Origin of the sequence: Pseudomonas sp. ATCC 13867 (assembly GCF_000349845.1) — a bacterium.
Taxonomy (GTDB): domain Bacteria; phylum Pseudomonadota; class Gammaproteobacteria; order Pseudomonadales; family Pseudomonadaceae; genus Pseudomonas.
Genome location: NC_020829.1, coordinates 5642526 through 5666312 on the forward strand (window position 1 = coordinate 5642526; position 23787 = coordinate 5666312).

The 23787-nt window shown below is 66.5% G+C and carries 21 protein-coding genes and 1 pseudogene; 9 read left to right on the top strand and 13 right to left on the bottom strand.

What is annotated here, in order from left to right; genetic code table 11:
- Positions 1-9: 9 nt before the first annotated feature.
- The 7 genes and pseudogenes from H681_RS25185 to choX all read right to left on the bottom strand — a co-directional run bounded on the left by H681_RS25185 (position 10) and on the right by choX (position 6826).
- Positions 10-1618 (bottom strand): annotated as a pseudogene (locus H681_RS25185) (ShlB/FhaC/HecB family hemolysin secretion/activation protein).
- A 166-nt stretch (positions 1619-1784) separates the two neighbouring features.
- Positions 1785-2033 carry a hypothetical protein gene (locus H681_RS25190; protein ID WP_015479731.1) on the bottom strand — a complete coding sequence of 83 codons (249 nt, stop codon included), beginning with the start codon at positions 2031-2033 and terminating at the stop codon, positions 1785-1787.
- Between the two features lie 325 nt (positions 2034-2358).
- On the bottom strand, positions 2359-3291 hold the full coding sequence (locus H681_RS25195) for an alpha/beta hydrolase (RefSeq protein WP_015479732.1): 933 nt from the start codon (positions 3289-3291) through the stop codon (positions 2359-2361).
- A complete protein-coding gene (locus H681_RS25200) occupies positions 3288-3770 on the bottom strand; it encodes a thioesterase family protein (protein WP_015479733.1) in 483 nt (160 codons plus the stop codon). The genes H681_RS25195 and H681_RS25200 overlap by 4 nt, the downstream gene beginning before the upstream one ends.
- Positions 3771-3852: 82 nt before the next feature.
- Positions 3853-4818 carry an L-carnitine dehydrogenase gene (locus tag H681_RS25205; RefSeq protein WP_015479734.1) on the bottom strand — a complete coding sequence of 322 codons (966 nt, stop codon included), beginning with the start codon at positions 4816-4818 and terminating at the stop codon, positions 3853-3855.
- A gap of 112 nt (positions 4819-4930) precedes the next feature.
- Positions 4931-5815, bottom strand: coding sequence for a 3-keto-5-aminohexanoate cleavage protein (locus H681_RS25210; protein ID WP_015479735.1), 885 nt, complete (start codon positions 5813-5815; stop codon positions 4931-4933).
- A 72-nt stretch (positions 5816-5887) separates the two neighbouring features.
- The gene (gene choX, locus H681_RS25215) at positions 5888-6826 is read right to left on the bottom strand and encodes a choline ABC transporter substrate-binding protein (RefSeq protein WP_015479736.1); all 939 of its coding nucleotides are present in this window, start codon (positions 6824-6826) and stop codon (positions 5888-5890) included.
- 223 nt (positions 6827-7049) lie between these two features.
- Between choX and H681_RS25220 the strand changes: the two genes are divergently transcribed.
- The 6 genes from H681_RS25220 (at position 7050) to H681_RS25245 (ending at position 14767) form a co-directional block, all read left to right on the top strand.
- A complete protein-coding gene (locus H681_RS25220; protein WP_015479737.1) occupies positions 7050-8060 on the top strand; it encodes a GlxA family transcriptional regulator in 1011 nt (336 codons plus the stop codon).
- 268 nt (positions 8061-8328) lie between these two features.
- Positions 8329-8799 carry a nuclear transport factor 2 family protein gene (locus H681_RS25225; protein WP_015479738.1) on the top strand — a complete coding sequence of 157 codons (471 nt, stop codon included), beginning with the start codon at positions 8329-8331 and terminating at the stop codon, positions 8797-8799.
- A 178-nt stretch (positions 8800-8977) separates the two neighbouring features.
- On the top strand, positions 8978-11371 hold the full coding sequence (locus H681_RS25230) for a carbohydrate-binding family V/XII protein (RefSeq protein ID WP_015479739.1): 2394 nt from the start codon (positions 8978-8980) through the stop codon (positions 11369-11371).
- 79 nt (positions 11372-11450) lie between these two features.
- The gene (locus H681_RS25235) at positions 11451-12425 is read left to right on the top strand and encodes an AEC family transporter (protein WP_177324591.1); all 975 of its coding nucleotides are present in this window, start codon (positions 11451-11453) and stop codon (positions 12423-12425) included.
- Positions 12426-12688: 263 nt separating this feature from the next.
- Positions 12689-13993, top strand: coding sequence for a CitMHS family transporter (locus H681_RS25240; protein WP_015479741.1), 1305 nt, complete (start codon positions 12689-12691; stop codon positions 13991-13993).
- Positions 13994-14008: 15 nt separating this feature from the next.
- Complete coding sequence (locus tag H681_RS25245; protein WP_015479742.1) at positions 14009-14767, top strand: TerC family protein; 759 nt, start codon at positions 14009-14011, stop codon at positions 14765-14767.
- 93 nt (positions 14768-14860) lie between these two features.
- On the opposite strand, the gene H681_RS25250 is transcribed toward H681_RS25245, so the two are convergent.
- On the bottom strand, positions 14861-15346 hold the full coding sequence (locus H681_RS25250; RefSeq protein ID WP_015479743.1) for an LEA type 2 family protein: 486 nt from the start codon (positions 15344-15346) through the stop codon (positions 14861-14863).
- Between the two features lie 373 nt (positions 15347-15719).
- On the opposite strand from H681_RS25250, the gene H681_RS25255 reads away from it, so the two are divergent.
- Both H681_RS25255 and H681_RS25260 read left to right on the top strand, forming a co-directional pair.
- Complete coding sequence (locus H681_RS25255) at positions 15720-17432, top strand: Na/Pi cotransporter family protein (RefSeq protein WP_015479744.1); 1713 nt, start codon at positions 15720-15722, stop codon at positions 17430-17432.
- A 97-nt stretch (positions 17433-17529) separates the two neighbouring features.
- Positions 17530-18567 carry an AraC family transcriptional regulator gene (locus H681_RS25260; protein ID WP_041712282.1) on the top strand — a complete coding sequence of 346 codons (1038 nt, stop codon included), beginning with the start codon at positions 17530-17532 and terminating at the stop codon, positions 18565-18567.
- Positions 18568-18640: 73 nt separating this feature from the next.
- Here H681_RS25260 and H681_RS25265 read toward each other — a convergent pair whose 3' ends face one another.
- A complete protein-coding gene (locus H681_RS25265; protein WP_015479746.1) occupies positions 18641-19597 on the bottom strand; it encodes an NAD-dependent epimerase/dehydratase family protein in 957 nt (318 codons plus the stop codon).
- Positions 19598-19793: 196 nt separating this feature from the next.
- Here H681_RS25265 and H681_RS25270 point away from each other — a divergent pair, with 196 nt between their 5' ends.
- Positions 19794-21167, top strand: a complete 1374-nt coding sequence (locus H681_RS25270) for a M16 family metallopeptidase (protein ID WP_015479747.1) — start codon at positions 19794-19796, stop codon at positions 21165-21167.
- Between the two features lie 21 nt (positions 21168-21188).
- On the opposite strand, the gene H681_RS25275 is transcribed toward H681_RS25270, so the two are convergent.
- The 4 genes from H681_RS25275 to H681_RS25290 all read right to left on the bottom strand — a co-directional run bounded on the left by H681_RS25275 (position 21189) and on the right by H681_RS25290 (position 23761).
- Positions 21189-21743: a GNAT family N-acetyltransferase gene (locus tag H681_RS25275; protein WP_015479748.1), complete on the bottom strand. Its 555-nt coding sequence runs from the start codon at positions 21741-21743 to the stop codon at positions 21189-21191.
- A 222-nt stretch (positions 21744-21965) separates the two neighbouring features.
- Complete coding sequence (locus H681_RS25280; protein ID WP_015479749.1) at positions 21966-22619, bottom strand: DUF799 domain-containing protein; 654 nt, start codon at positions 22617-22619, stop codon at positions 21966-21968.
- A 4-nt stretch (positions 22620-22623) separates the two neighbouring features.
- Entirely contained in the window at positions 22624-22977 is a 354-nt protein-coding gene (locus H681_RS25285) for a DUF4810 domain-containing protein (protein WP_370600376.1), read from the bottom strand.
- Positions 22978-23017: 40 nt separating this feature from the next.
- A complete protein-coding gene (locus H681_RS25290; RefSeq protein WP_442961247.1) occupies positions 23018-23761 on the bottom strand; it encodes a CsgG/HfaB family protein in 744 nt (247 codons plus the stop codon).
- Positions 23762-23787: the final 26 nt, after the last annotated feature.

The window sequence follows — 23787 nt, forward strand, 5'->3', positions numbered from 1 at the left end:
CGAATCGGTTCAGAAGAAGAGGTCGACGCGGAAATACACCGGGTGCTCGCGTCGCTCGATGATGTCGGGGCGCTCCAGGGAGCGCGCCAGGGTCACAGAGGCGGCGGCGTACTGCCCGCGTGCGCTGAACTCCAGGCCATGGCCGCTCATGCGCCCGGAGAGGCCCGGGTTGTATTGGCCGTGCTCGATGACGCCGAAGTCGTAGGCATAGGCCACGCCGTACTCCTGCACCCAGGGCAGCAGCGGCTCCCAGGTCACGGCGCGGCGCCAGCGCAGCTGATTGCGCCAGTAGTAACCGGAGTCGCCGGAGAGGGTCTGGTCCTTGAAGCCGCGGATCGAACTGAGGCCGCCCAGGCTGATGCGCTGCGGGCTGTAGAGCACGTCTTCACTGTGCTGGCCGGTGGCGAGGCTTTCGAAGCTGAAGGCTTGCTCCCACAGCGTGAACGGCTGCAGGTAGCTCAGGGTCAGGCTGTACTTGTTGTAGCGGGCAGTGGGGCTACCGTGCGGGGCGTCGTGGTCGTCGTCCTGCGCGCCGAAGGCGCCGACGCCGCGCTGCCAGCCGATGTCGGCGTTGACGAAGGCGCTGCCGACGCGCCGGCCGTGGTTGAAGCCCAGGCTGAATTCGCTGAGGTGGGTGCTGGAAACGTCGAGCAGGGTGTCGTCGATGTAGTTGCGCGTGCGCTGGTGGCTGAGGCCGAAATTCACCCCGGTCTTGCTCACGTCGTCGCGGAACAGTACGCGCTCGGCGCCCAGTTGATGGGTCTCGTTGTCGCCGTCGTACTTGAAGGCGAAGCCGGCGTCCTCGTTGCGGGTGCGGTAGTAGTTGCGGCTGTAGCTGTAGTTGAAGGTCCACCAGCCGTAGGGAACGCTGTACCACAGGCTCTGGTTGTCGGAGTGCTTCCAGTGGTCGCTGACCACATCCTCGCCGTAACGCAGGCCGAACTGGTCGGCCAGGCCCAGCGGGCTGTCCCAGTCCAGCCCGACACCGGCCTGCTGTTCACCGGAGGTCGAGTCGCCGTTGTTGTCGCGGCTGGCGCGAGGGCAGGCGGTTGATCTGGTCGACCAGTTGTTCCAGGTCGCGCAGGTTGAGAATTTCGCCGGTGGCGCCGGGAAAGGTCATGGCCAGCTCGCGCTCGCTGGCCAGCTCCGATTGGTCGAAGCCTTCGAAGCGGCCCTCGACCACGATGATCTTCAGCTCGCCGCTGGAGAGGTCCTGCTGCGGCAGGTAGGCGCGGGTAGTGACGAAGCCGCGCGAGAGGTAGTGGTCGGTGATGCCCTTGAGCAGCTCGTTGAGCTGGTTCACGCCCAGGCATTGACCCTGGTACGGCGCCAGCAGCGCTTCGCGCGAACGCGCGTCGAGGTGCTCGGCACCTTCGAGGCTGATGCTGCGGATAGTGAAGCAACGGGTGTCCGGCGCGGTGGTCGGCGGCGCCTCGGCCGGTGCCTTGCCGGGGAGCTGCTGGAGCTCTTCCAGGCGCTGGCGCTGTTCGCGCAGCAGTTGTTCCTGGCGCTGGCGCTGGAGGTCGTTGTCACCCGGCGAGGGGAGTGGCGCGGCAAAGCTTGCCGAGGCACAGCAGAATGCCAGGAGAGGCATCCAGCCACGGTAGATAACGTGCATCCTTTCGATCCCTATCATCTGCCCAACCGGACAGCCCACCCCAAAAGGTCGATAGGATCATAAATGATACATGATACCCATAAGCCATCATCTTTTCAGGATGTAAGCATTTTCCCATTTTTATGGGAATTGACGCACAGGAGGGCTTCTCCTGCCCGCCCATCTGTCACGGCCTGGGCACCAACGCCGGCAGCAGTTGGCGGGAGATCGCCTCGCGCACCGCGGGCAGCAGCGTGGCGTTGCCGGCGAGCATTTCTTCCACCAGGCGGCGCAGGGCCATTGAGCGCTCCGGGGTCAGGGCGCGGACGGCGTATTCGCAGGCCTGCTCCGCAGTGACATCCGGCGGCACGGCGAAGCCCAGCGCTTGCAGGCGTTCGCGGAAATCGTCCTGGTCGATCAGGTCGGCATGCATCATGGCGGTTCTCCTGGGAGCGGCTCGGGTTTCCATCGATTCTGGTAAGCCCGGCGAAGGGCGGCAAGCGCCCGGCCGACGGAATGTCCGCAACGGGCACGCACAGGTCGTTTTCGGCTAATCGCACGGGCAATCCGCCAGGCAGACTGCGATCCATACGGAACCTGCAAGCCTCACCGGCCCAGGCTTCACGCACACCGAGAGCCCGACACCGGCTCGCTTTGTCCCCTGTCACGCGTCGGGCGTCCCAGGGGATTTTTTTCGCTCGGCGCTGAGGCGATGTGCCGTTGGAGGCGTTCGCCGGATTTATGTTCGGTCAAGCGCTGCCCTAGCGCCCGAGAAAGCCCCGCAACGCCTGGAAAATCGCGCGGTACAGGGCTTCCACCTCTTCCACGCCGCGAGCGCGCAGGCAGGCGTGTACCAGTCCGGCGCCGGCGAAATAATCCACCGCCACGCCGGCTTCACCCAGGCGGTCGCGGTACAGCGCGCCGTCGTCGCGCAGGGGATCGGATTCGGCGACGGCGATGAAGGCCGGCGGCAGCCCGCGCAGGTCCGGCGCCAGCAGTGGCAGCGCGAGCGGGTCCTGCCAGTCGGCGGGGCGGGAAAGGTAGGCCGCCAGGTAGCGGCCAACGTCGGCGCTGGACAGCAACGGCGCGTCAACGCAGCTTGTGCGCGACGGTGTGTCGGCATTGCCCAGGGCGGGATAGATCAGCGCCTGCCCCCGCGGCAGCGTCTCGCCCGCATCGCGCAGGGCGAGGCAGAGCGCGGCGCTGAGGTTGCCGCCGGCGCTGTCGCCAGCCACCAGCAGGCGGCGGTTATCCACAGGCTCGCCCAAACCGCCGGCGAGCAGTTGCCGCCACACCGCCAGGCAGTCGTGCAGGGCGGCGGGATACGGATGTTCCGGCGCCAGCCGGTAGCTGACGGCGACCACCAGGGCGCCCAGCTCGGCAGCCAATTCCGCGCAGATCATGTCGTGGGTGCGCGCATTGCCCAGTATCCAGCCGCCGCCGTGCAGGTAGAGCAGGGCCGGCCAGCCTGCCACCGGGGGCGATCCGTCGGGCCGGTAGAGGCGCAGGGCGACCAGCCCCTCGGGTTGCACATCGCGGATCAGCACGCCCTCTGGAGGCGGCGGGGCGAAGGCAACGGCCATGCGTTCATAGCCGTCACGCTGGGCGGCGAGGGAAGGGTCGGCCACGGCAAAGGCTTCCGTCCGGGCGATGAAGGCCTGCATGGCGTCGGACAGCGGGTAGTGGTGCGTCATCGACGTTCGACCGGCAGGCCGATGGTGCGCCCGACGTAGTCCGGGCGCGGCAACGAGCGATGGGCTTCGGCCAGCGCCAGCACGCGCTCCAGCACCAGGCCTTCGAAGGGCGCCGAGCGCGCGCCGCCTTCGAGGTTCACGTGCAGCAGCATCTGCTCGCTGGCGGCCAGGGCGAGGTCTTCGTTGGCGCGGTGCAGGCTGTGGAAAACCTGCAGGCGCTTGCGGTCGTGGGCGATCAGCTGGGTGCGCACTTCAACTTTCTCGCCTTCCTTCACCTCGTGCAGGTAGTTGAGGTGCACTTCGAGGGTGAACAGCGAGTCGTTGGTCGCCGCGCGGTGTTCGGCGTCGAGGCCGAGGTGGTCCATCAGCGCGTCGGTGGCATGGCTGAACAGCAGCAGGTAGAAGGCATCGCGCAGGTGGCCGTTGTAGTCGGTCCACTCGGCGAGGATGGGGGTTTCCCAGGTTTTCAGGGCGTGCATGGCGCGGCTTCCGTGAGGCCCTCACCCCAGCCCTCTCCCGGAGGAAGAGGGGGCGGTTCGGAGCGGGTGATGAACCGTGAGGTTAGTCGGCGAAGGCGAAGCCGTGTTCCGACTTGGTGTCCCTGATGGCGCCAAGCACCGCCAGCAGGCAGTCGTCGCGGTAGCGTTCCAGCTCGGCGATGCTGCGGCTGCCCTGCTGCTCGGCGGTGCCTTCCACCACGCGGTCGATCAGGGTGTCGGTCAGCTCGGGGGCCGGCAGGTAGGTCCAGGGCAATTGCAGCGCCGGGCCGAACTGCGCCATGAAGTGGCGCATCCCGGCATTGCCGCCGGCCAGGGTGTAGGTGAGGAAGGTGCCCATGAAGGACCAGCGCAGGCCGGCGCCGAAGCGGATGGCGTCGTCGATCTCGCCGGTGCTGGCGACGCCGTCGTTGACCAGGTGCAGGGCTTCGCGCCAGAGGGCTTCGAGCAGGCGGTCGGCGATGAAGCCGGGCACTTCCTTGCGCACGTGCAGCGGGCGCATGCCGAGGGATTCGTAGACCTGGATGGCAGCCTGGATGGCTTCCGGCGCGGTCTTCGCGCCGCCCACCACTTCCACCAGCGGCAGCAGGTAGACCGGGTTGAACGGGTGGCCGACCACGCAGCGCTCGGGGTGCGTGGCGTCGGCGTAGAACTCGCTGGGCAGCAGGCCCGAGGTGCTGGAGCCGATCAGGGCGTTGGGCTTGGCGGCGGCACTGATCCTGGCGTGCAGCTCGCATTTCAGGTCGAGGCGTTCGGGGGCGCTTTCCTGGATGAAGTCGGCGTCGCGCACGCACTCCTCGACGGTGGCGACGAAGCGCAGGCGATCGGGCGACGCGCCGGGGACGAGGCCGGCCTTTTCCAGCGCCGGCCAGGCGTTGGCGATGCGCGCGCGCAGCGCGGCTTCGGCGCCGGGAGCCGGGTCCCAGGCGATGACGTCGAGGCCGTGGGCCAGGGCGCGGGCGACCCAGCCGCTGCCGATGACGCCGCTGCCGAGGGCGGCGAAGGTCTTGATGTGGGTGATGAAGGACATGGAAAGCGCTCCAACGAATAGGGGCATGGGCTTTTCGTAGGAGCGGGCTTGCTTGCGAACAGGGTCCGCAGCAGGGCTGGTTCGCGAGCAAGCTCGCTCCTACAGTTCAGGATCAACGGGCCTTGAGGTTCATCTTCTTGCGCCCCTCGGCCGGGCTCAGGGCGCGGCCGCCCAGGCGCTCGATGATCTCGATGGCGCGCTCCACCAGTTGGCCGTTGCTGGCGTGCACGCCACGGTCGAGCCAGATGTTGTCCTCCAAGCCGACCCGCACGTTGCCGCCCAGCAGCATGGCCTGGGCGACCATCGGCATCTGCGAGCGGCCGATGCCGAAGCCGGCCCAGGTGAGGCCTGGCGGCAGGTTGTCGGCCATCGCCTTCATGGTGGTGGTGTCCGCCGGGGCGCCCCACGGAATCCCCAGGCAGATCTGGATCAACGGGTCCTCCAGCAAGCCCTCCTTGAGCATCTGCTTGGCGAACCAGAGGTGTCCGGTGTCGAAGATTTCCAGCTCGGCCTTCACCCCCAGCTCGGTGATGCGCCTGGCGCCGGCACGCAGTTGGGCCGGGGTGGAGACGTAGATGAAGTCACCGTCGCCGAAGTTCAGGGTGCCGCAGTCCAGGGTGCAGATTTCCGGCAGCAACGCCTCGACGTGGGCCAGGCGCTCGATCGGACCGACCAGGTCGGTGCCGGCGCCGAACTCCAACGGCCGCTCGCCCTTGCCGATCTCCAGGTCGCCACCCATGCCGGCGGTGAGGTTGATAATGACGTCGGTGTCGCTCTCGCGGATGCGCTCGACCACTTCGCGGTAGAGGTTCACGTCGCGGCTGGGCTTGCCGGTCTGCGGGTCGCGCACGTGGCAGTGGGCGACGGTGGCGCCGGCTTTGGCAGCCTCGATGGCGGCGGCGGCGATTTCCTTGGGCGTGACGGGAATGGCCGGGTGCTTGCCGACGGTGTCGCCGGCGCCGGTCACTGCGCAGGTGACGATGACTTCGTAGTTCACGGTGGTACTCCTTCGTGTGGGCGAGCGGAACCCCTGCGCGGCGGGGCACAGGGCGTCCTGTAGGGGGAGGGGTTACTCGAGCGAGGCCCAGACGGCGGCGAGGCCATCCTTGCCATCGAAGGTGGTCACGCCGTCGAGCCACTTCCGCAGGGGCTCGGGATGCGCCTTGAGCCACGCCCTGGCGGCATCCACCGGCGGCGTGCGACTCAGGATCGGTTCCATCACCTGGCTGACCTGCTCGCTGCTGAAGCTCAGGTTGTGCAGCAGCCTGGCGACGTTGCCGCACTGCTGCTGGTAGCCGCCGGCAGTCATGATGGAGACGGTGGCGGCACCCTCGTTGGGGCCGAACACATCGTCGCTGCCGGTGAGGTATTTCATGTCGATCTGCAGGTTCATCGGGTGCGGTTTCCAACCGAAGAACACCACCCACTGCTTGCGCTTGATGGCGCGCTTGACCGCGGTGAGCATGCCGGCCTCGCTGGATTCGACGACCTGGAAGCCCTTCAGGCCGAACTGGTCCTTGGCGATCATGGCGGCGGTGATGCGATTGGAGCCGCTGCCCGGCTCGATCAGGTAGATCTTGTTGCCCAACTGGTCCCTGAATTTCGCGATGTCGGCGAAGGTTTTCAGGCCGCCGTCGTAGACGTAGGCCGGCACGGCATAGGTGGACTGCGCATCGGCCAGGGTGGGCGGGGTGATGACGTCGATCTGCTGCTTGTCGAGGTAGGGCTTGGCGACCGGTTGCATGGTCGGCTGCCAGTAGCCGAGGAAGAGGTCCAGCTGCTTGTCGGCCATGCCGGCCAGGATGATCTGTTGCGAGGCGCTGGTCTGCTTGACCTGGTAGCCCAGGCCGTCGAGCACCGCTTCGGCGACGGCGCTGCTGGCCACCACATCCGTCCAGTTCACCGAACCCATGCGCACGTTCTGGCACTGCGCGGGCTCGGCGGCCCAGGTGGCGTTGGCGGCGACTAACAGCGCTGCGCAGCCGACCGCTTTGATCGATAGCTTCATGACATCTCCCACAAGGCCTTTGCGGCGTTGGTTATCGTTGTTTTTGTCATGCGGTCCCTCACGGGGGACTGGTCTTCACGTTACGCAGCGCCAGGCCGGGCGAATCGCACTGGTGCGACCTGCTCTTGCACGGTAGCGACCTCCCCGATTGCCAGTGCCGGCCAATTGCACTATGCCAATCGAACGCCACCCGACCGCCGCCCCGAATCGCACGGTATCCGCCATGTCCCAAGACTTCTGGTTCCTGCTGTTGCCCGGCTTTTCCGTGATGGGTTTCGTCTCCGCCGTGGAGCCGCTGCGGGTGGCCAACCGCTTTCGCGGCGAGCTGTACCGCTGGCACCTGATGAGTCTGGACGGCGGTCCGGTATTGGCCAGCAATGGCATGTCGATGAACGCCGACAGCGGCCTGGAGGCACTCAAGCCGGGCGATACGCTGCTGCTGGTGGCCGGTTTCGAGCCGCTGCGCGCCAGCACCCCGGCGCTGCTGCACTGGCTGCGCCGGCTCGACCGCGCCGGCGTGATCCTGGGCGGCATCGACACCGGCAGCTTCGTGCTGGCCGAGGCCGGACTGCTGGCGCGCCAGCGCTGCACGGTGCACTGGGAGGCGCTGGAGGCCTTTCGGGAAACCTATCCACAGGTGCAGGCGACCCAGGAGCTGTTCGAGATCGACGGGCCGCGCATCACCTGCGCCGGCGGCACCGCGTCCATCGACCTGATGCTCGACCTGATCGCCCAGGACCACGGCCCGGCGCTGGCGGTGCAGGTATCCGAGCAGTTCGTGGTCAGCCGCATCCGCACCCGCCAGGACCACCAGCGCTTGCAGGTGGCCAGCCGCTATGGGGTGAGCAATCGCAAGCTGGCGCGGGTGATCGACGAGATGGAGCGCCACACCGAGCCGCCGCTCTCCACGCTGGAACTGGCGGAGCACATCCGGGTCAGCCGGCGCCAGTTGGAGCGCCTGTTCCGCCTGCACCTGCAGGACACCCCGTCGAACTTCTACCTCGGCCTGCGCCTGGACAAGGCGCGCCAACTGCTGCGGCAAACCGACATGAGCGTGCTGGAGATCGGCGTGGCCTGCGGCTTCGAGACGCCGTCGTACCTGTCGCGCAGCTACCGGGCGAAGTTCGGGGTATGTCCGAGCCAGGACCGGGCGGGATTGCGCAAGGTGGCGGGCAGTCATGACGTTGCGGCCAAGAGCCCCTCTCCCCAGCCCTCCCCTGAAGGGAGAGGGTAATCTCAGCCACGAACGCTCAGAGAAGGACAGTAGCTCCTATTAATGGGGCTCAATTGCCGAGGCCGATACTGTAGGAGCGAGCTTGCTCGCGAACCGCCCAGCACCGGAGCTTTCTGCGAACCCCGTTCGCGAGCAAGCTCGCTCCTACAGAACAACAAGAACGTCGTTTCACTATTGGCAATATCTGTGGGATCGCCGTCATTTACCTCAACCGGGGCCGGGCGGAGTATGGAGACCAGCTTCCAGCCTCACTGTCTTGGAGACCACCATGAACGAAGCCCGTCCCCCTCTCCCACCCTTCACCCGGGAAACCGCCATCCAGAAAGTCCGCCTCGCCGAGGACGGCTGGAACAGCCGCGATCCGCAGCGCGTTTCGCTGGCCTACAGCCCGGACAGCCGCTGGCGCAACCGTGCGACCTTCGTCCAGGGCCGCGCGCAGATCGTCGAATTTCTCACCGGCAAATGGGTCCGCGAGCAGCAGTACCGGCTGATCAAGGAACTCTGGGCCTTCACCGACAACCGCATCGCCGTGCGCTTCGCTTACGAATGGCACGACGACTCGGGCAACTGGTTCCGCTCCTACGGCAACGAGAACTGGGCGTTCGATGAGAACGGCCTGATGTTCGAGCGCCACGCCAGCATCAACGACCTGCCGATCCGCGAGGACCAGCGCCTGTTCCGCTGGCCACAGGGGCGCCGGCCCGACGGTCACCCGTCGCTGAGCGACCTGGGGCTGTAGTCCGGCGGGACGGCAGGGGACTCGTAAAGCGTCTAACTCGACGGTTGCCGTGCGTGATTTGTTAGCCTGCTCACGAAATTGAGTCAGCATGATGCGCCGCGGAGTCCGGCTCCCGCGCATACCCGACGGCGCTGCACTATCGTTGAACGGCGCAACGTCCCTGCAAAAGGTTTCCAGCATGCTTCTACGCCCGCTCCTGTCGTCCCTCGCACTGGCCATCGGCCTGGCGCTCGGCCATCCCGTCGCGCTGGCGGCCGAGGCCCCGCCAGCCGCCGCCGAGCTGAAGTGGCCGCGCGACTTCCCCCTGGGCGAGCAGCACGTACAGATCTTCCAGCCCCAGGTGGAAGGCTGGGACGGCACCCGCATGAGCGGCCGCGCGGCGATCGCCGTGGGCACCGCCGATGCCGCGCCGACCTATGGCGTGGCGCTGTTCTCCGCCGCCGCCGCCATCGAAAAGGACAGCGGCCTGGTGCAGCTCACCGACATCCGTATCGACAAGGTGGAAGTCCCTACCGCGCCGGACAGCGCCGGCAAGGTGCGCGACGCCCTGCTCGCGCACCTGCCCAAGGACGGCCTGACCGTCTCCCTGGACGAGCTGCAGGCCAGCTACGCGGTGAACCAGCAGTTGGACAAGCTACGCCACGTCGAGGTGAAGAACGACGCGCCGCAGATCGTCTTCGCCACCACCCCGACACTGCTGGTGATGATCGATGGCCAGCCGAACTGGCAATCGCTGCCGAGCAGCGACTTCGAGCGCGTGATCAACAGCCGCGTGCTGATCCTGCGTGACGCCCAGGGCAACCATTACCTGCAGGCGGCGGGCAGTTGGTACACGGCCCAGGCGCTGGACGGCAACTGGCTGGTGCTGAGCCGGCCGCCCCAGGCGCTGGTCAACGCCGAGCAGGTCGCCAGCAAGAACGGTCCGGTGGACGCGCTGCTGCCCAAGGACGGCAAGAAGCCGGCGAAGGCGCCGGCGATACGGGTCGCCACCCAGCCCACCGAACTGATCGTCAGCAATGGCACCGCGCAGATGGCACCGGTGGACGGCGTCAGCCTGCTGACGATGCAGAACGCCGACCACGCGGTGTTCGTCGATCCCACCCACAACACCTGGTACGTGCTGGTGTCCGGCCGCTGGTTCAGCGGCCCCGGCGAACAAGGTCCGTGGCAGTTCGTCGAAGGCAAGGACCTGCCTGCGGACTTCGCGAAGATTTCACCCAGGGATCCGAAGGCCAACGTGCTGGTTTCGGTGCCCGGTACGCCGCAGGCCAAGGAAGCCGCCATTGCCGCGAGCATCCCGCAGACCGCCAGCGTGTCGCGCAGCAAGACGACGCTGCAGGTGCACTACGACGGCGCGCCGAACTTCCAGCCGATCTCCGGCACCAGCCTGAGTTATGCGGTCAACACCCCGACGCCCGTGATCGAAGTGGCGCCCAACCAGTTCTACGCGGTGAGCAATGGCGTCTGGTTCGTCGCCCCCAGTGCCACCGGCGCCTGGCAGGTGGCGACCGAGGTGCCGACTGTGATCTACGGCATCCCGCCCAGCTCACCGGTGTACTACGTGACCTACGTGCACATCTACTCGGTGACCCCGCAGACCGTGGTGGTGGGCTACACGCCCGGTTACCTGGGCGTGGTGGTGAACAGCGACGGTACGGTGGTCTACGGCACCGGCTACACCTACCCGGCGTACGTCAGCAGCACCGTGTACTACGGCTACCCGCCGACCTACGGCTACGGCGCCGGCTTTGCCGTGGGCGCGCTGACCGGGTTCGCCTTCGGCTTCGCCGCCGGCGCCTGGTGGGGGGCGCCCGAGCCCTACTGGGGACCGTACTGGGGCCCCTACCCGGCCGGCGGCTGGAGCTACACCAACATCAACCAGGCGAACTTCTACGGCCGCTGGGGCCAGGGCTCCGTCACCCACGCCTACGGCTATAACGGCTGGACCGGCACCCAGTGGCAGGGCAGCTCGGCCATCGGCTACAACCCGCGCACCGGCACGCGCTTCCAGGGTGCCCAGGGCGCGGCCTTCAACCCCTACACCGACCGGGGCGCCGCCGGCCGCCGCGGCGCTTACGCCAATGCTTCCACCGGCATATCCGGCGCGGGCCGCAGCGGTGTCGCCTATGACCGCGACTCGGGCGACTTCGAGGCGGGCCAGCAGGGCATCAAGCACAACGCCCAGACCGGCCGGACCACCATCGCCGAACGCGGCATCTCCGGGGACGTGGACGACGGTCGCGGCAGCTACGACCGCCAGAACCAGGGCATCACCTACAACCGCCGCACCGGCAACGCCGTGGCCTGGAAGAATGGCGACGTCTACGCCGGCCACGACGGCAACGTCTACCAGCACACCCAGGGCGGAGGCTGGCAGAAGCACACCGATACGGGCTGGCAACCCGTCCAACCGAGCCAGGGCACCGTGCGCAGCCAGCTCGACCAGCAATGGCAGTCCCGCCAACTGGGCCAGCAGCGTTTCGGCCAGACCCAGCGCCAATGGGGCAGTGGCGGGTTCGGTGGCGGACATTTCGGCGGTGGTCACTTCGGTGGAGGAGGATTCCGCCGCTGACGCTGTGGACAAGGTTTTCCACAGCGCGACGGGCTGTGGAAAATCCGCCGGGCAGGGCTGAAAAACTTATCCACACGCCTTGCCCTCTCCCTCGGCAGCTCGGCAAGATGCCCGCTTACAGCCATCTTGCGGGGTCGCCGTGACCGCTCTGTTCCAGGCCCTCTGGCCATTGTTCGCACTGATCGTCGGCGGCTACGTACTGCGTCGCAAGGGGTTCCCCGGCGAGGCGTTCTGGCCCGCCGCCGAGCGACTCAACTATTTCATCCTCTTCCCCGCGCTACTGGCCAGCAGCCTGGCCAATGCGCCGCTGAGCGATCCGGGCCTGGCCCGCCAGGCGCTGGCGGTGATGCTCGGCCTGGGCAGCGCCTGGGCCGTCCTGCTGATCGCCAAACGCCTGCGCGGCTGGCATGCGGCGCGCTTCGGCGCCATCGCCCAGGGCGTGCTGCGCTTCAACACCTACCTGGGGCTGGCTGCGGTGGGCAGCCTGTACGGCAAGCCGGGCCTGACCCTGGCCGCGCTGATGCTGGCGCTGATGGTGCCGACGGTGAACGTGATGTCGGTGTGGGCGCTGACCGCCGAGCGCGGCATCAGCCTGCGCGCGCTGCTGCTGCCGATCGCGAAGAATCCGTTGATCCTCGCCTGCGTGGCCGGCGCGCTGCTCAATGTGACGGGTATCGGGCTGCCCGGCGGCAGCGACCGGCTGTTCAACCTGCTGGCGGTGGCCAGCCTGCCGCTGGGCCTGCTCTGCGTGGGTGCGGCGTTGCAGCCGCAGGAGCTGCGCGCGGAGGTCCCGGCGCTGGGCTGGAACTGCGCGATCCGCCTGCTGGCCATGCCGCTGCTGGCTTTCGCCATCGCCCGCCTGCTCGCCCTGCCGACGCTGGAAAGCGCGCTGCTGGTGCTGTTCTTCGCCCTGCCTACCGCGCCGACGGCCTATGTGCTCACCCGCCAACTGGGCGGCGAGAGCCACCTGATGGCGGGGATCATCACCCTGCAGACGCTGCTGGCGGGCGCCAGCCTGCTGCTGGTGATGGGGGTGATCCAGGCGCTCGGCTGACCCGCTCCCGCAAAGGCCGAAAACTTATCCACATGACGCACCGTTCCTACGAAAATCTGCTCCGATCAACGGCATCCTCCGGCGAAAGCCTGCTGAAAGCTTGACCCCCTAGCATCGCCTCCTCGGCCCCCCGGCCAGGTTTCGCACAAAAACAACAATCGGTGATTGCCATGTTCCGTTCCCTGTCCTCCCCCGCTCCGCTCGCGCCGCGCCCATTCCTTCGCAGCCATCGCTGACATCCGCGCCGATACGGAGTTATCCCCATGCTGACTTTCCTCGCCTTCGCCATGGTGGCGACCTTCATGTTCCTGATCATGACCAAGCGGTTGTCGGCGCTGATCGCGCTGATCCTGGTCCCGATCTCCTTCGCCCTGCTCGGTGGCTTCGCCGCGGGCCTGGGGCCGATGATGCTGGACGGCATCCGCACCCTGGCGCCCACCGGCGTGATGCTGATGTTCGCCATCCTCTACTTCGCCATCATGATCGACTCGGGTCTGTTCGATCCGGCGGTACGCAAGATCCTCAAGCTGGTGAAGGGCGACCCGCTGAAGGTCTCGATGGGCACCGCCGCGCTGGCGATGATCGTCTCGCTGGACGGCGACGGTTCGACCACCTACATGATCTGCGTGGCCGCCGTGCTGCCGCTGTACGGCCGGCTGGGCATGAGCCCGCTGCTGATGGCGTGCCTGATCATGCTTTCCAGCGGCGTGCTGAACATGACGCCCTGGGGCGGCCCCACGGCCCGCGCCGCCAGCGCCCTGCACGTGGACCCGGCGGACATCTTCGTGCCGATGATTCCGGCCATGCTCGCCGGCATCGTCGCGATCTTCGCCATCGCCTGGGTCTATGGCAAACGCGAGCGCGCACGCCTGGGCGAGCTGCACCTGCCGACCGACCATGAGTCGCTGGCCGACGTCAGCGTCTCGCAGTACCCCGAGGCGCGCCGGCCGAAGCTGCTGTGGTTCAACGGCGCCCTCACGCTGGTGCTGATGGCCACGCTGATCGCCGGCCTGCTGCCGATGCCGGTTCTGTTCATGATCGCCTTCGGTATCGCGATGATCGTGAACTATCCCTGCATCATGGAGCAGAAAAAGCGCATCGGCGCCCACGCCGAAAACGTCCTGGCGGTGGTTTCGCTGATCTTCGCCGCCGGGGTGTTCACCGGCATCCTGCAGGGCACCGGCATGGTCGAAGCGATGTCCAAGGGCCTGCTGGCGGTGATTCCGCCGTCGCTGGGGCCGTATCTGGCGACCATCACGGCACTGGTGAGCATGCCGTTCACCTTCTTCATGTCGAATGACGCTTTCTACTACGGCGTGCTCCCGGTACTCTCCCAGGCCGCCGCGCAGTACGGCATCACCCCGGTGGAAATGGCCCGCGCCTCCATCGTCGGCCAGCCGGTACACTTGCTCAGCCCACTGGTGCCCTCGACCTACCTGCTGGTAGGCCTGGCCAAGGTGGACTTCGGCGACCATCAGCGCTTCACCCTCAAGTGGGCCGTGCTGGTCTGCCTGGCAATCCTGGCTGCCGCGCTGGTTCTGGGCCTGTTTCCCCTGTTCAACGACTGATTCGAGTAACCCGTAATGGAATGGCTGACGAGCCCTGAAATCTGGATTGCGTTCTTCACCCTGACCGCCCTGGAGATCGTCCTGGGCATCGACAACATCATCATGATTTCCATCCTGGTCGGCCGCATGCCCAAGCACATGCAGCCGCGCACGCGCTTCTTCGGGCTGGCGCTGGCGATGGTCACGCGCATCCTGCTGCTGCTGTCGATCACCTGGGTGATGCGCCTGACCGCCGACCTCTTCCAGGTGCTCGGCCAGGGCATTTCCGGGCGCGATCTGATCCTGTTCTTCGGCGGCCTGTTCCTCCTGTGGAAAAGCAGCAGCGAGATCTACCACGGCCTGGAAGGCGAAGACGAAACCGAGGGCGAACCCAAGAGCATGATGGGCGGCTTCATCGGCACCATCATCCAGATCGCCATCATCGACATCGTGTTCTCCCTGGACTCGGTGATCACCGCCGTGGGCATGGTCTCCAACGTGCCGGTGATGGTCGCCGCGATCGTCGTCGCCGTACTGGTGATGATGCTGGCGGCCGGCGCCATCAGCGATTTCATCGACAAGCACCCGTCGCTGAAGATGCTCGCGCTGTCGTTCCTCATCGTGGTCGGCACCGTGCTGATCGCCGAAGCCTTCGAAGTCCACGTGCCCAAGGGCTACGTCTACTTCGCGATGGCCTTCTCGCTGGCGGTGGAAGCGCTGAACATCCGCATGCGCACCGCGCGCGGCAAGAAGGAAGATCCGGTGAAACTGCGCAAGGACATTCCGGGGCAGTAATTCACAAGTGCTATCCACCGGCAGTGAATAACAGCCAGGCAATAAAAACCGGGCTATCCACAGCCCGGTTTATCCACGACACGTAGGCCCGCCTCAAGGGCGTGCGACCGGCTCCGGCCAGTTCAGCACGCCCTTGTCGTTGAAGCGCACCGTACCGAACAGACCGCCGGCCAGCTTGCCGTTGATCTCGTAGGGCATGCCCTGGCGCGGCGGCCCGCCGGACAGGCCCCAGGCCTGGCGGAAGGCGGAGAAGGCCGAGATGCTCACCGGCACGCTGATCACTTTTTCGCCAAAGCGCGGCACCTGCCCGCTGGCATCGCTCACCCCGCTGGCCAGCGGCTGGCCGTTGACCGCCAGGTCCAGGGCGATGCCGTTGTAGTCGATGGCATCGTCGTTGGGGTTCTGCACCCGCAGCTTCACGGCGAAACGCGCCTCCATGCCCTGTCCGGCGATGGGCTCCAGGCCGACTAGCTCGACCCGCAGCGGATCGCGCAGACCGAACAGGCTGCTGCACGCCCCCAGCGCCAGCAGCAGGGCGATCAGGCTGCCCCGCCGAACGATCTCTCGAATACCTCGCATGCCCACTCCTCGCTGATGAATGCCCTACCCGCCGGGGCGGATGCCCGACAGCGCTTGCGCTCCCGGTCATCTTATCCACAGGGCGCGGCATTCCTTCTGTTCCAGGTCAGACCACGCGCTGTGGACAGTTCACCGCCTACCTCTCACATCATGCCGCACGATGGCGCCGGATCAGCTTTACTCAAGCACAGGAACCCCAGCGAATCAGGCATTTGGCGAACCCTCAGGGAAAAACGGGGGTCTACCCAGACAGTTGGATGACAACGCCTGAATGCTGCCGTGTCCTTATCGGCCTTCCGCACTATCGGGTTGCGGGCGAGGTCGTCAGGGGCTGTTGAGGTCAGCGGCCCCGGAATGTGCGAGGGGGCCCGACATGCTCAAACTGCTCGATCTGCTCTCCGCCGTCGCCCTGTTGGTGTGGGGCACACATATCGTCCGCACCGGCATCCTCAGGGTCTACGGCACCCATCTGCGCCGCGTGCTGAGCCACAGCGTACAGAAACGGCCGCTGGCCTTCGCCGCCGGCATCGGCGTGACGGCGCTGGTGCAGAGCAGCAACGCCACTGCGCTGTTGGCAACCTCGTTCGTCGCCACCGGCCTGATGGCACTGGCTCCGGCCCTGGCGATCATGCTCGGCGCGGACGTCGGTACGGCGCTGATGGCGCGGGTGCTGACGCTGGACCTGTCGTGGCTCTCGCCGCTGCTGATCTTCTTCGGGGTGATCCTTTTCCTCAGCCGCAAGCAGACCCGCGCCGGCCAGCTCGGTCGGGTGTTCATCGGCCTGGGGCTGATCATCCTGGCGCTGCAACTGATCGTCGCCGCCGCCGAGCCCATGACCCAGGCCAAGGGCGTGAAGGTGCTGTTCTCCAGCCTGACCGGCGATGTGATGCTCGATGCGCTGACCGGCGCGCTGTTCGCCATGATTTCCTATTCCAGCCTGGCCGCCGTGCTGCTCGCCGCAACCCTCGCCACCTCCAAGGTGATCTCGCTGCAGGTCGCGCTGTGCCTGGTGGTCGGCGCCAACCTTGGCAGCGGCATCCTCGCCCTGATCAGCTCGGCCTCGCAGAATGCCGCCGGCCGGCGCGTGGCCCTGGGCAGCCTGCTGTTCAAGTTCGCCGGCTGCCTGCTGGCGCTGCCGCTGGTGGGGCCGGTGGCCCACTGGATGGACGATTGGCCGTTCCGCACCCAGGAGCTGGTGATCGCCTTCCATGTGCTCTACAACGCTACCCGCTGCCTGGCCTGCCTGCCGCTCACCGAGCAGATGGCACAGTTGTGCACCCGGCTGATGCCCGACCGGCAGTCACCCGAAGACACCGTGCGCCCCCGCCACCTCGACCCGGCGGCACTGGACACGCCGAGCCTGGCGCTGATCAACGCGGTGCGCGAGACCCTGCGCATGGGCGACATCGTCGAACAGATGCTGAACCACCTGATGCAGGTTATCCACAGCGGCGATCCGCTGCTGGCCAAGCAGATCCGCAAGCAGGATGACGACGTCGACGCGCTCTACACCGCGATCAAGCTGTACCTGGCGCGCATGCCCCGCGAAGACCTGAGCGAGCCGGACAGTCGCCGCTGGGCCGAGATCATCGAACTGGCGATCAATCTGGAGCAGGCCGGCGACATCATCGAGCACATGCTCGGCGCCGTGCAGGACAAGAAGACGTCGCGCAGTCGCTCGTTCTCCGACAACGGCCTGGAAGAGATCACCACGCTGCATGGACAACTGGTCAGCAACCTGCGCCTTTCCCTGTCGGTGTTCCTCAACGGCGACCAGGAAGGCGCCCGGCGCCTGCGGCGCGCCAAGCAGCGCTTCCGCCTGCAGGAGCGCCACTACGCCCACGCCCATGTCGACCGCCTGCGCCAGCAGGTGGTGCAGAGTATCGAGACCAGCTCGCTGCACCTGGACCTGATCAGCGACATGAAGCGCCTGAACTCGCTGTTCTGCGCCATCGCCTACGCTGTGCTGGACAACCCGGACGCCAGCACCGGCAATGCCGGCGAAGACGAGGACCTCGCCCTGCGCGACGGCGCGCCGGCACAGGAGCAGCAGCCCTCGACACCGGGCTCCCGCGCGGCGAGTTGAAACCCGCCGACACCCGGATCGTTATGCGCGGCGCTCATCGGGCGCCGCGCACAACAGGTTACCCCCCAAGCCCAGGGTTAGGGCAGAATCCGCCGTCATGGACGCATGCTCTCAAACACAACGTACGCCCTCGGTCAGCGTCAGCCTGACCCAGGCAGTGCTGCTCGCCGCGGTCCGTCTCGGACTCGACCGCGAATCCCTGCTCGCCGCCAGCGGCCTGCAGGAAGCCCAGCTCGGCGACCCCGACGCGCGCATCGACTTTCCCCGCCAGGAATCGCTCTGGGGAGCGATCCAGTCCCGCCTGCCCAGCCACGAACCAGGCCTGGCGCTGGGCCGCGCACTGTCGTCGGCCTCCTTCAGCGCGTTGGGCTATCTGCTGCAGAGCAGCACGACCCTGGGCGAAGCCCTCGAGTCGGGGCTGCGCTATCAGCGTCTGGTCGGCGAAGGCGGCCAGGTAACGATCGAGCCGCAAGCCGAAGTCATCTGGGTTGCCTATCGCCCGCTCAATCCCGAGCAACCGGCCACTCGCGCCCGGGCGCTGGCCCTGCTGAGTTTCTGGGCGCGCCAGCTCAAGGCGTTGCTGCCCGGCCTGCAGCTCGCCGGCTGCCGTTTCATGCACCGCCAGCCGGAGCACCTGGATGACTACGCAACGGCCTTCGCCTGTCCGCTGCACTTCGATACCCAGGACTATGCCCTAGGCCTGCCCAAGGCGATGGCCGGCGTCGCCCTGCCGCAGGCCAATGCCTCACTGCGCGACCTGCTGCGCCAGCACGCCGAAGGGCTGCTGGCCCGCCTGCCCAGCGCCAGCGTCAGCGGCCGGGTGGTGGCGCTGCTCGGCGAACAACTCACCCGAGGCGAACCGGGCCGCGCGGCGGTGGCCAGCGAACTGGGCCTGAGCGAACGCACCCTGCAACGGCGCCTGGCCGAGGAAGGCAGCAGTTATCAACAACTGCTCGCCGACACTCGCCGGCAACTGGCGGAGCGTTATCTCAGCGAAGGCAACCTGCCGGCCACCGATATCGCCGCGTTGCTCGGCTACTCCGAACCCAGCGTGTTCTTCCGCGCCTTCCGCAATTGGACGAGGCTGACCCCGGGCGAGTACCGCCAGCTCCGCCGCCGCTCGGACAACAGCTGAGACCTTCTCCAGGACTGGCTTTCCACAGGCTTGTCTACAGCCTATCCACAGGCTTTTCCGGATAGGCTGGGGGTCAGCCTTTCATCCCACGGGCATCGAGGAAGGCCAGGAACGCCTCCCGGCTGGAATAGCGCGGCTGGTACCCGAACACCTCCTTTAGCCGCCGGTTGTCCAGCACCGGCCGGTAGCGCAGGAAGTCCACCTGTTCCGGGCCGTAGCTCGACAGTCCCAGCGGCTTGAGCAGCCCAAGCCCGGCGCGCAGCAGCGGTGCCGGCCAGGATCGGTAGGGCTTGCCGAGCAGTTCGGCGATCTCGCGCAGCGACAGCGCGCCATCGCCCGCCAGGTTGTAGATGCCCTCGCTGCCCTGCTCCAGGCCCTGGCGGATGACGTTCACCACATCCTGGTCCCAGATGAATACGAAACGGCTGGAATGGCCGGTGACGCCCAGCAGCTTGCGCTGGTCGAACAGCTCGATGAGCGGGTTATGCACACGCCGGCCGAGAATGGTGCCCGGCCTCAGGATCAGTTGCTTGAGCTGTGGATAACGTTGCCGCATATCGGCCAGCAACTGCTCGATCTCCTGCTTGTGGCGGACATGGAGGAAGCGCGGATGGCCCCGCAGCGGCTGGCTCTCGTCAATCCATTCGGCGTTGTCGGGGTGATAGCCGTAAGCGGCGCCGGAACTGGTAACGATCAGTTGTTGTACGCCGGCCTCGCAGGCGGCTTCGATCAACGCCTTGGTGCCGCCAACCTCGACGGCATACCGCTGCGCCTCGGACATCTCCCGCGGCGGATTGATCACCGCGGCAAGATGCACGATGGCCTCGGGACGCCATTTCTCCATGCAGTACCGCACTTTGGCGGGCACGCTGACGTCCAGTTGCAGCGGTTCGATGTTCGGGCGCAGGCCCTGCGAGCTCAGGCAACGGACATCGGCGGCGATCAGCGTCCAGTCGAGATGCTGCACGGCCAGCTCATTGAGCAGGCTCTGACCAAGGAAACCGGCCGCACCGGTAATCAGGACACGCATGGAGCCTCCGAATCGCTGCTGCCACTACGAACGGCCTGTTCCGCCGTCGCCAGAGGGTAATTCCGCCTCGCGAACGCCCTCAGTGACGATAGAAGCCGTGGGCGATGATGCAAGAGGCCAGCCGTAGGGCGGATTACGGGTGGGTTCGAGCCAGTCAATCCGCTATTCTCGTCGCTTTGCGTCCAGGCTCCCGCCCATGCGTTGGTTGTTGTTCCCCCTGCTGTCCCTGCTGCTTGCTGGCTGGTCATCCGCCGACCAGCGCCAGACGGTCGAGGCCTATCAGCTGGAAAACGGCATGGGCGTGCTGTTCAAGCCCACCCGCGAGAAGGGTCACGTCTCCATCCGGCTGATCGTCGGCGTCGGTTTCAGCGATTTCTCCTGCCATGACCGCCAGTTGCCGCACCTGATGGAACACCTGTTCTTTAGCGGCCTGGACGGCGGCGACGAGGCCGATCTGGAAGCCCGCATGCAGGCCCTGGGCGGACAGTGGAATGCCTATACCAGTGAAGGCGATACCGCCTTTGTCGTCGAGTCGCCGGCCGCCACCCAGCGCCAGGTACTCGACCTGCTGCTGGAAGCCATCACCCGCACTCGACTGGACGCCCGCAAGATCGCATCGGCCAAGCAAGTACTGGTGCGCGAGGACGGCGGCCACTATTCGCACCTGCAGCGCTGGCTCGATCACCAGAACGTCAGCCGCGCCGGCCAGGAACAGCTTGCCGTGGAGCTGGGGCTGGCCTGCGCCGAACGCGCTCCGCTCGAGCACCTGAACCAGGCCCAGCTGGATCGGGTGCGCAAGGACTGGTACGTGCCAAGCAACATGACGCTGATCATCGTCGGCGACCTCGACCCGCGCCTGCCGGTGTACCTGGGCCGCACCTACGGCGCCCTGGTCGATCACGACACCCCCGAGCGCCGCGAGCTGCCGGAGATGAAGGGGTCGGCCGAGCGCCAGCGTACGCTGACCACCCGCCTGTTCGGCGAGAGCATGGTGCTGCACTGGATATTCCCCGAACCCGGGGATGCCGATGGCGCATCCCTGGACCTCCTGCAGGCCTACCTGAACGACGCGCTATACACCGAGCTGCGGGTTCGTCGCGAGCTGTCGTACGGTCCGTGGAGCGAGCGCAGTGCATGGGCCAACCAGGGTTTCCTCAGCCTCAACGCGGACATCGAGCGTGACGATCAGGACGCCACGCTCAAGGCGTTGCACGGGGTGGTGGACAGGATTCGCCACGACGGGCTGGACCCGGCGCGTTTCAGTCGCATCCAGCGCGTGGCGCGAGCCCAGTTGGCCTGGAGCACACCCGGCAACGCGACGCTGGCGGATTATTACTGGGGCGCGCTGGGCGACTTCGATGACGGCCGCTTCCCCGACGAGGACAAACGCCTGGCGAAAGTCAGCCTGCCGCAGGTGAACACCCTGGCGCAGCGGCTGTTCAAGGACGACGGCTACCTGCGCATCGAGAAACCGCTGCTGGACGACGATGCGATCTATCCACTGGCAGCCGTGGCCGCGCTGCTGATCGCCGTATTGCTGGGCCTGGCATTGTGGCGCCGGCGAGGCTGACGCCCCGCCGGAGCAGAGGACTTACAGGGCCAGGCGGCGAATCACCTGGCAGGCATCGTCTGGATCGAGTTGGGCGTGGAAGCCCAATTCACGGGACATGTCACGGATATCACGATCCATAGAGGAGTCGATCGAGTACATCTGGCGGAAGCCGTTGCGCTTGGCGACGTCGATCAGGTGGCGCATCAGCGCGACATCCAGGCCCATTTGCTTCCACTCGTCGGCGATGGTCACCGCGCACTCGCACAACTGACCGTCCACCGCCGCATAACGACTGATGCCGACTTCCCGCAGTTCACCGTCCACATGCGTCAGCGCAATGAACGCCATAGTGCGCTGGTAATCCACATCCATCAGGCGATCGAGCAGCTTGTCGTCGATCTTCACTTCGCCGTGGAAGCGGAATTTGCGGGTCATGGGCGACAGGCGCTCGAGGAACAGGCGCTCGCGCTCACGGTCCTCCGAGCGCAGCGGGCGGATCAGCACATGGCTGCCGTCATCGAGGGTCTCTATCCAGTGATCGGCGCCGACAGCCGCGAGGGCTGCAAGCTCCGCAGGGTTGCTGTGGGTAATCATGACGCGGTCTCCGCTGACGAAGAGGGATTGGGTTGACCCTATCCTTCTCCCTCTCCTCCCGAGCGGGCCTGACTTGAGTCAAGGTCATCCAGGTCAGCCGTGAGGCAGAACGCCGCAGTGGCGTCCGTTGCCGACGGCCGCCAGTGAGCCATCCCGCACGCGGGCACCCTTGAACAGAACCCGGGTGGCGAGCAGGCCGGCAAACACCACGGCCACCTCCGGTCAGTCGGTACCGTACTTGGGCGAGCGTGGACCGTACAGCAGTCCCCCGTTGTGTCCGGCGGACAACAGGCGGGCACCGGTGATACCGGCGATCGGGTAGCTGGCGTCTTCCTGGGCGCTGGAGATGATCTGCTTCACTGCAGCGCTGATTAGCATGCCGACCAGGCCGCCGCTGTTCTGGCTGCCCTCCTCGCTGGAAGCGGTGGCGGTACCGGTCCAGAGGGTGGTTCCGGAACGCAGGTCGACCAGGCGGGCGCTCGCGGTAACGATGCTTGCGCTGCTCAGCACCATGTAGCTGGTGCCGTACTCGGTGACGGTGACGTAGAGCCCGGCATCGGCGCCGAAGATTTCGCGCAGTTTGCCGGCGGGCAACTGGTGGATGTCAGCGGGAGTGCTCACGCCGTTCTGGCGGAAGGTTTCATCCACAAGGGCAACCGGCAGCACGTAGTAACCCGCCTCGGCCAGCGGGTAGGTGATCTGCGAAAGCATGCCGTAGGAAGCCTTCACGTCCGGCGACTCGTTGAGCGGCGGCAGCACCAGGATCGACTTCGGGCGGCTCTGCTTGAAGGCGGAGTAGTCCACGGTCTTCTGCGGTGCACAACCCGCGAGCAGGGCCAGGGCGAACAGACCGGCGAGAACCTTGATCCTATGCATCATCTCACTTGCCTCCCCGGGCGTTCTTCATCAGGAAATCCATGTAGGTCGCCGACTCGGGAAACAGCGCTTTCTCCGTCTGGAACTGCTGCATCATCTGATCGTCCTTGCCCAGGCTGAGGTAGAGCAGGCCGAGCTGGGCGTGATAGCCCGGCGGAACGGCGCCGTTGTCAGCCTTGATCTTCTGCAGGTCGCGCTCCAGCGCCTCCAGCTGCGCCTCCTTCGACTCGCCGGTGAGGTATTCGTGGACCTGCGGCTGGTAGCTTTCCCACTGGTACAGCGGCTTCTGCGTCTGGCAACCGGCCAGCAGCAGCGCCGCGAACAGGCCCAGGCCACGCAGCACACGCGATGTGCTCATCACTTCCGTCATCTTTGCATTGTTCCTTGCAGTTCAGGATTCAGTGTTTGCTGGGCATCCAGGCCCCGCTTTCCACCGCGCTGACCAGGCGGTTGACCGCCTCGCGCATGGCCAGGTCGAGTACCTTGCCGTTGAGGGTGGAGTCGTAACTCGCGGTGCCGCCGAAACCGATGATTTCGCGGTTGGAGAGCGCGTACTCGCCGGCACCCTGGCTGGAATACACCACCTCGGAAGTCGAGATATCGACAATGTTCAGCGCGACCTTGGCGTAGGCCACCTGGGTCTTTCCGCGGCCGAGGATGCCGAACAGCTGGCGATCGCCGACTTCCTTGCGGCCGAACTCAGTGACGTCGCCCGTGACCACGTAATCGGCGCCCTTCAGGCGCTGGGCCTGGCCCTTGATGGCGGCTTCCTGCTGGATCTCGCTCATGTTGTCGCGGTCCAGCACATTGAAGCGGTTGGTCTGCTGCAGGTGGGTGATGAGGATGGTCTTGGCCTGGCCACCGAGGCGATCGACGCCATCGGAGAACACCCCGCGCATGTAGCTGGAGCGGTTGTCGAACTTGCCTACGGCGATCGGCGCGCGCGGACCGGAATAGGGCCGGCTGACGCTTTCCACCTGTTCCACCGGCATGGCGCGGGAGCTTTCCGTGGCACAGCCGCCGGACAGCAGGGCACCGGAGATCGCCAGGCCCAGCATGGATGCCTGCAGCAGTTTGTTCATGAGGGATTCCCCTGTTCGGTCAATTGGACGAATTGAATCCGTGCCAGAACCGGCGGGCATGACCAGGGAATCGATCAGGAGTGGTC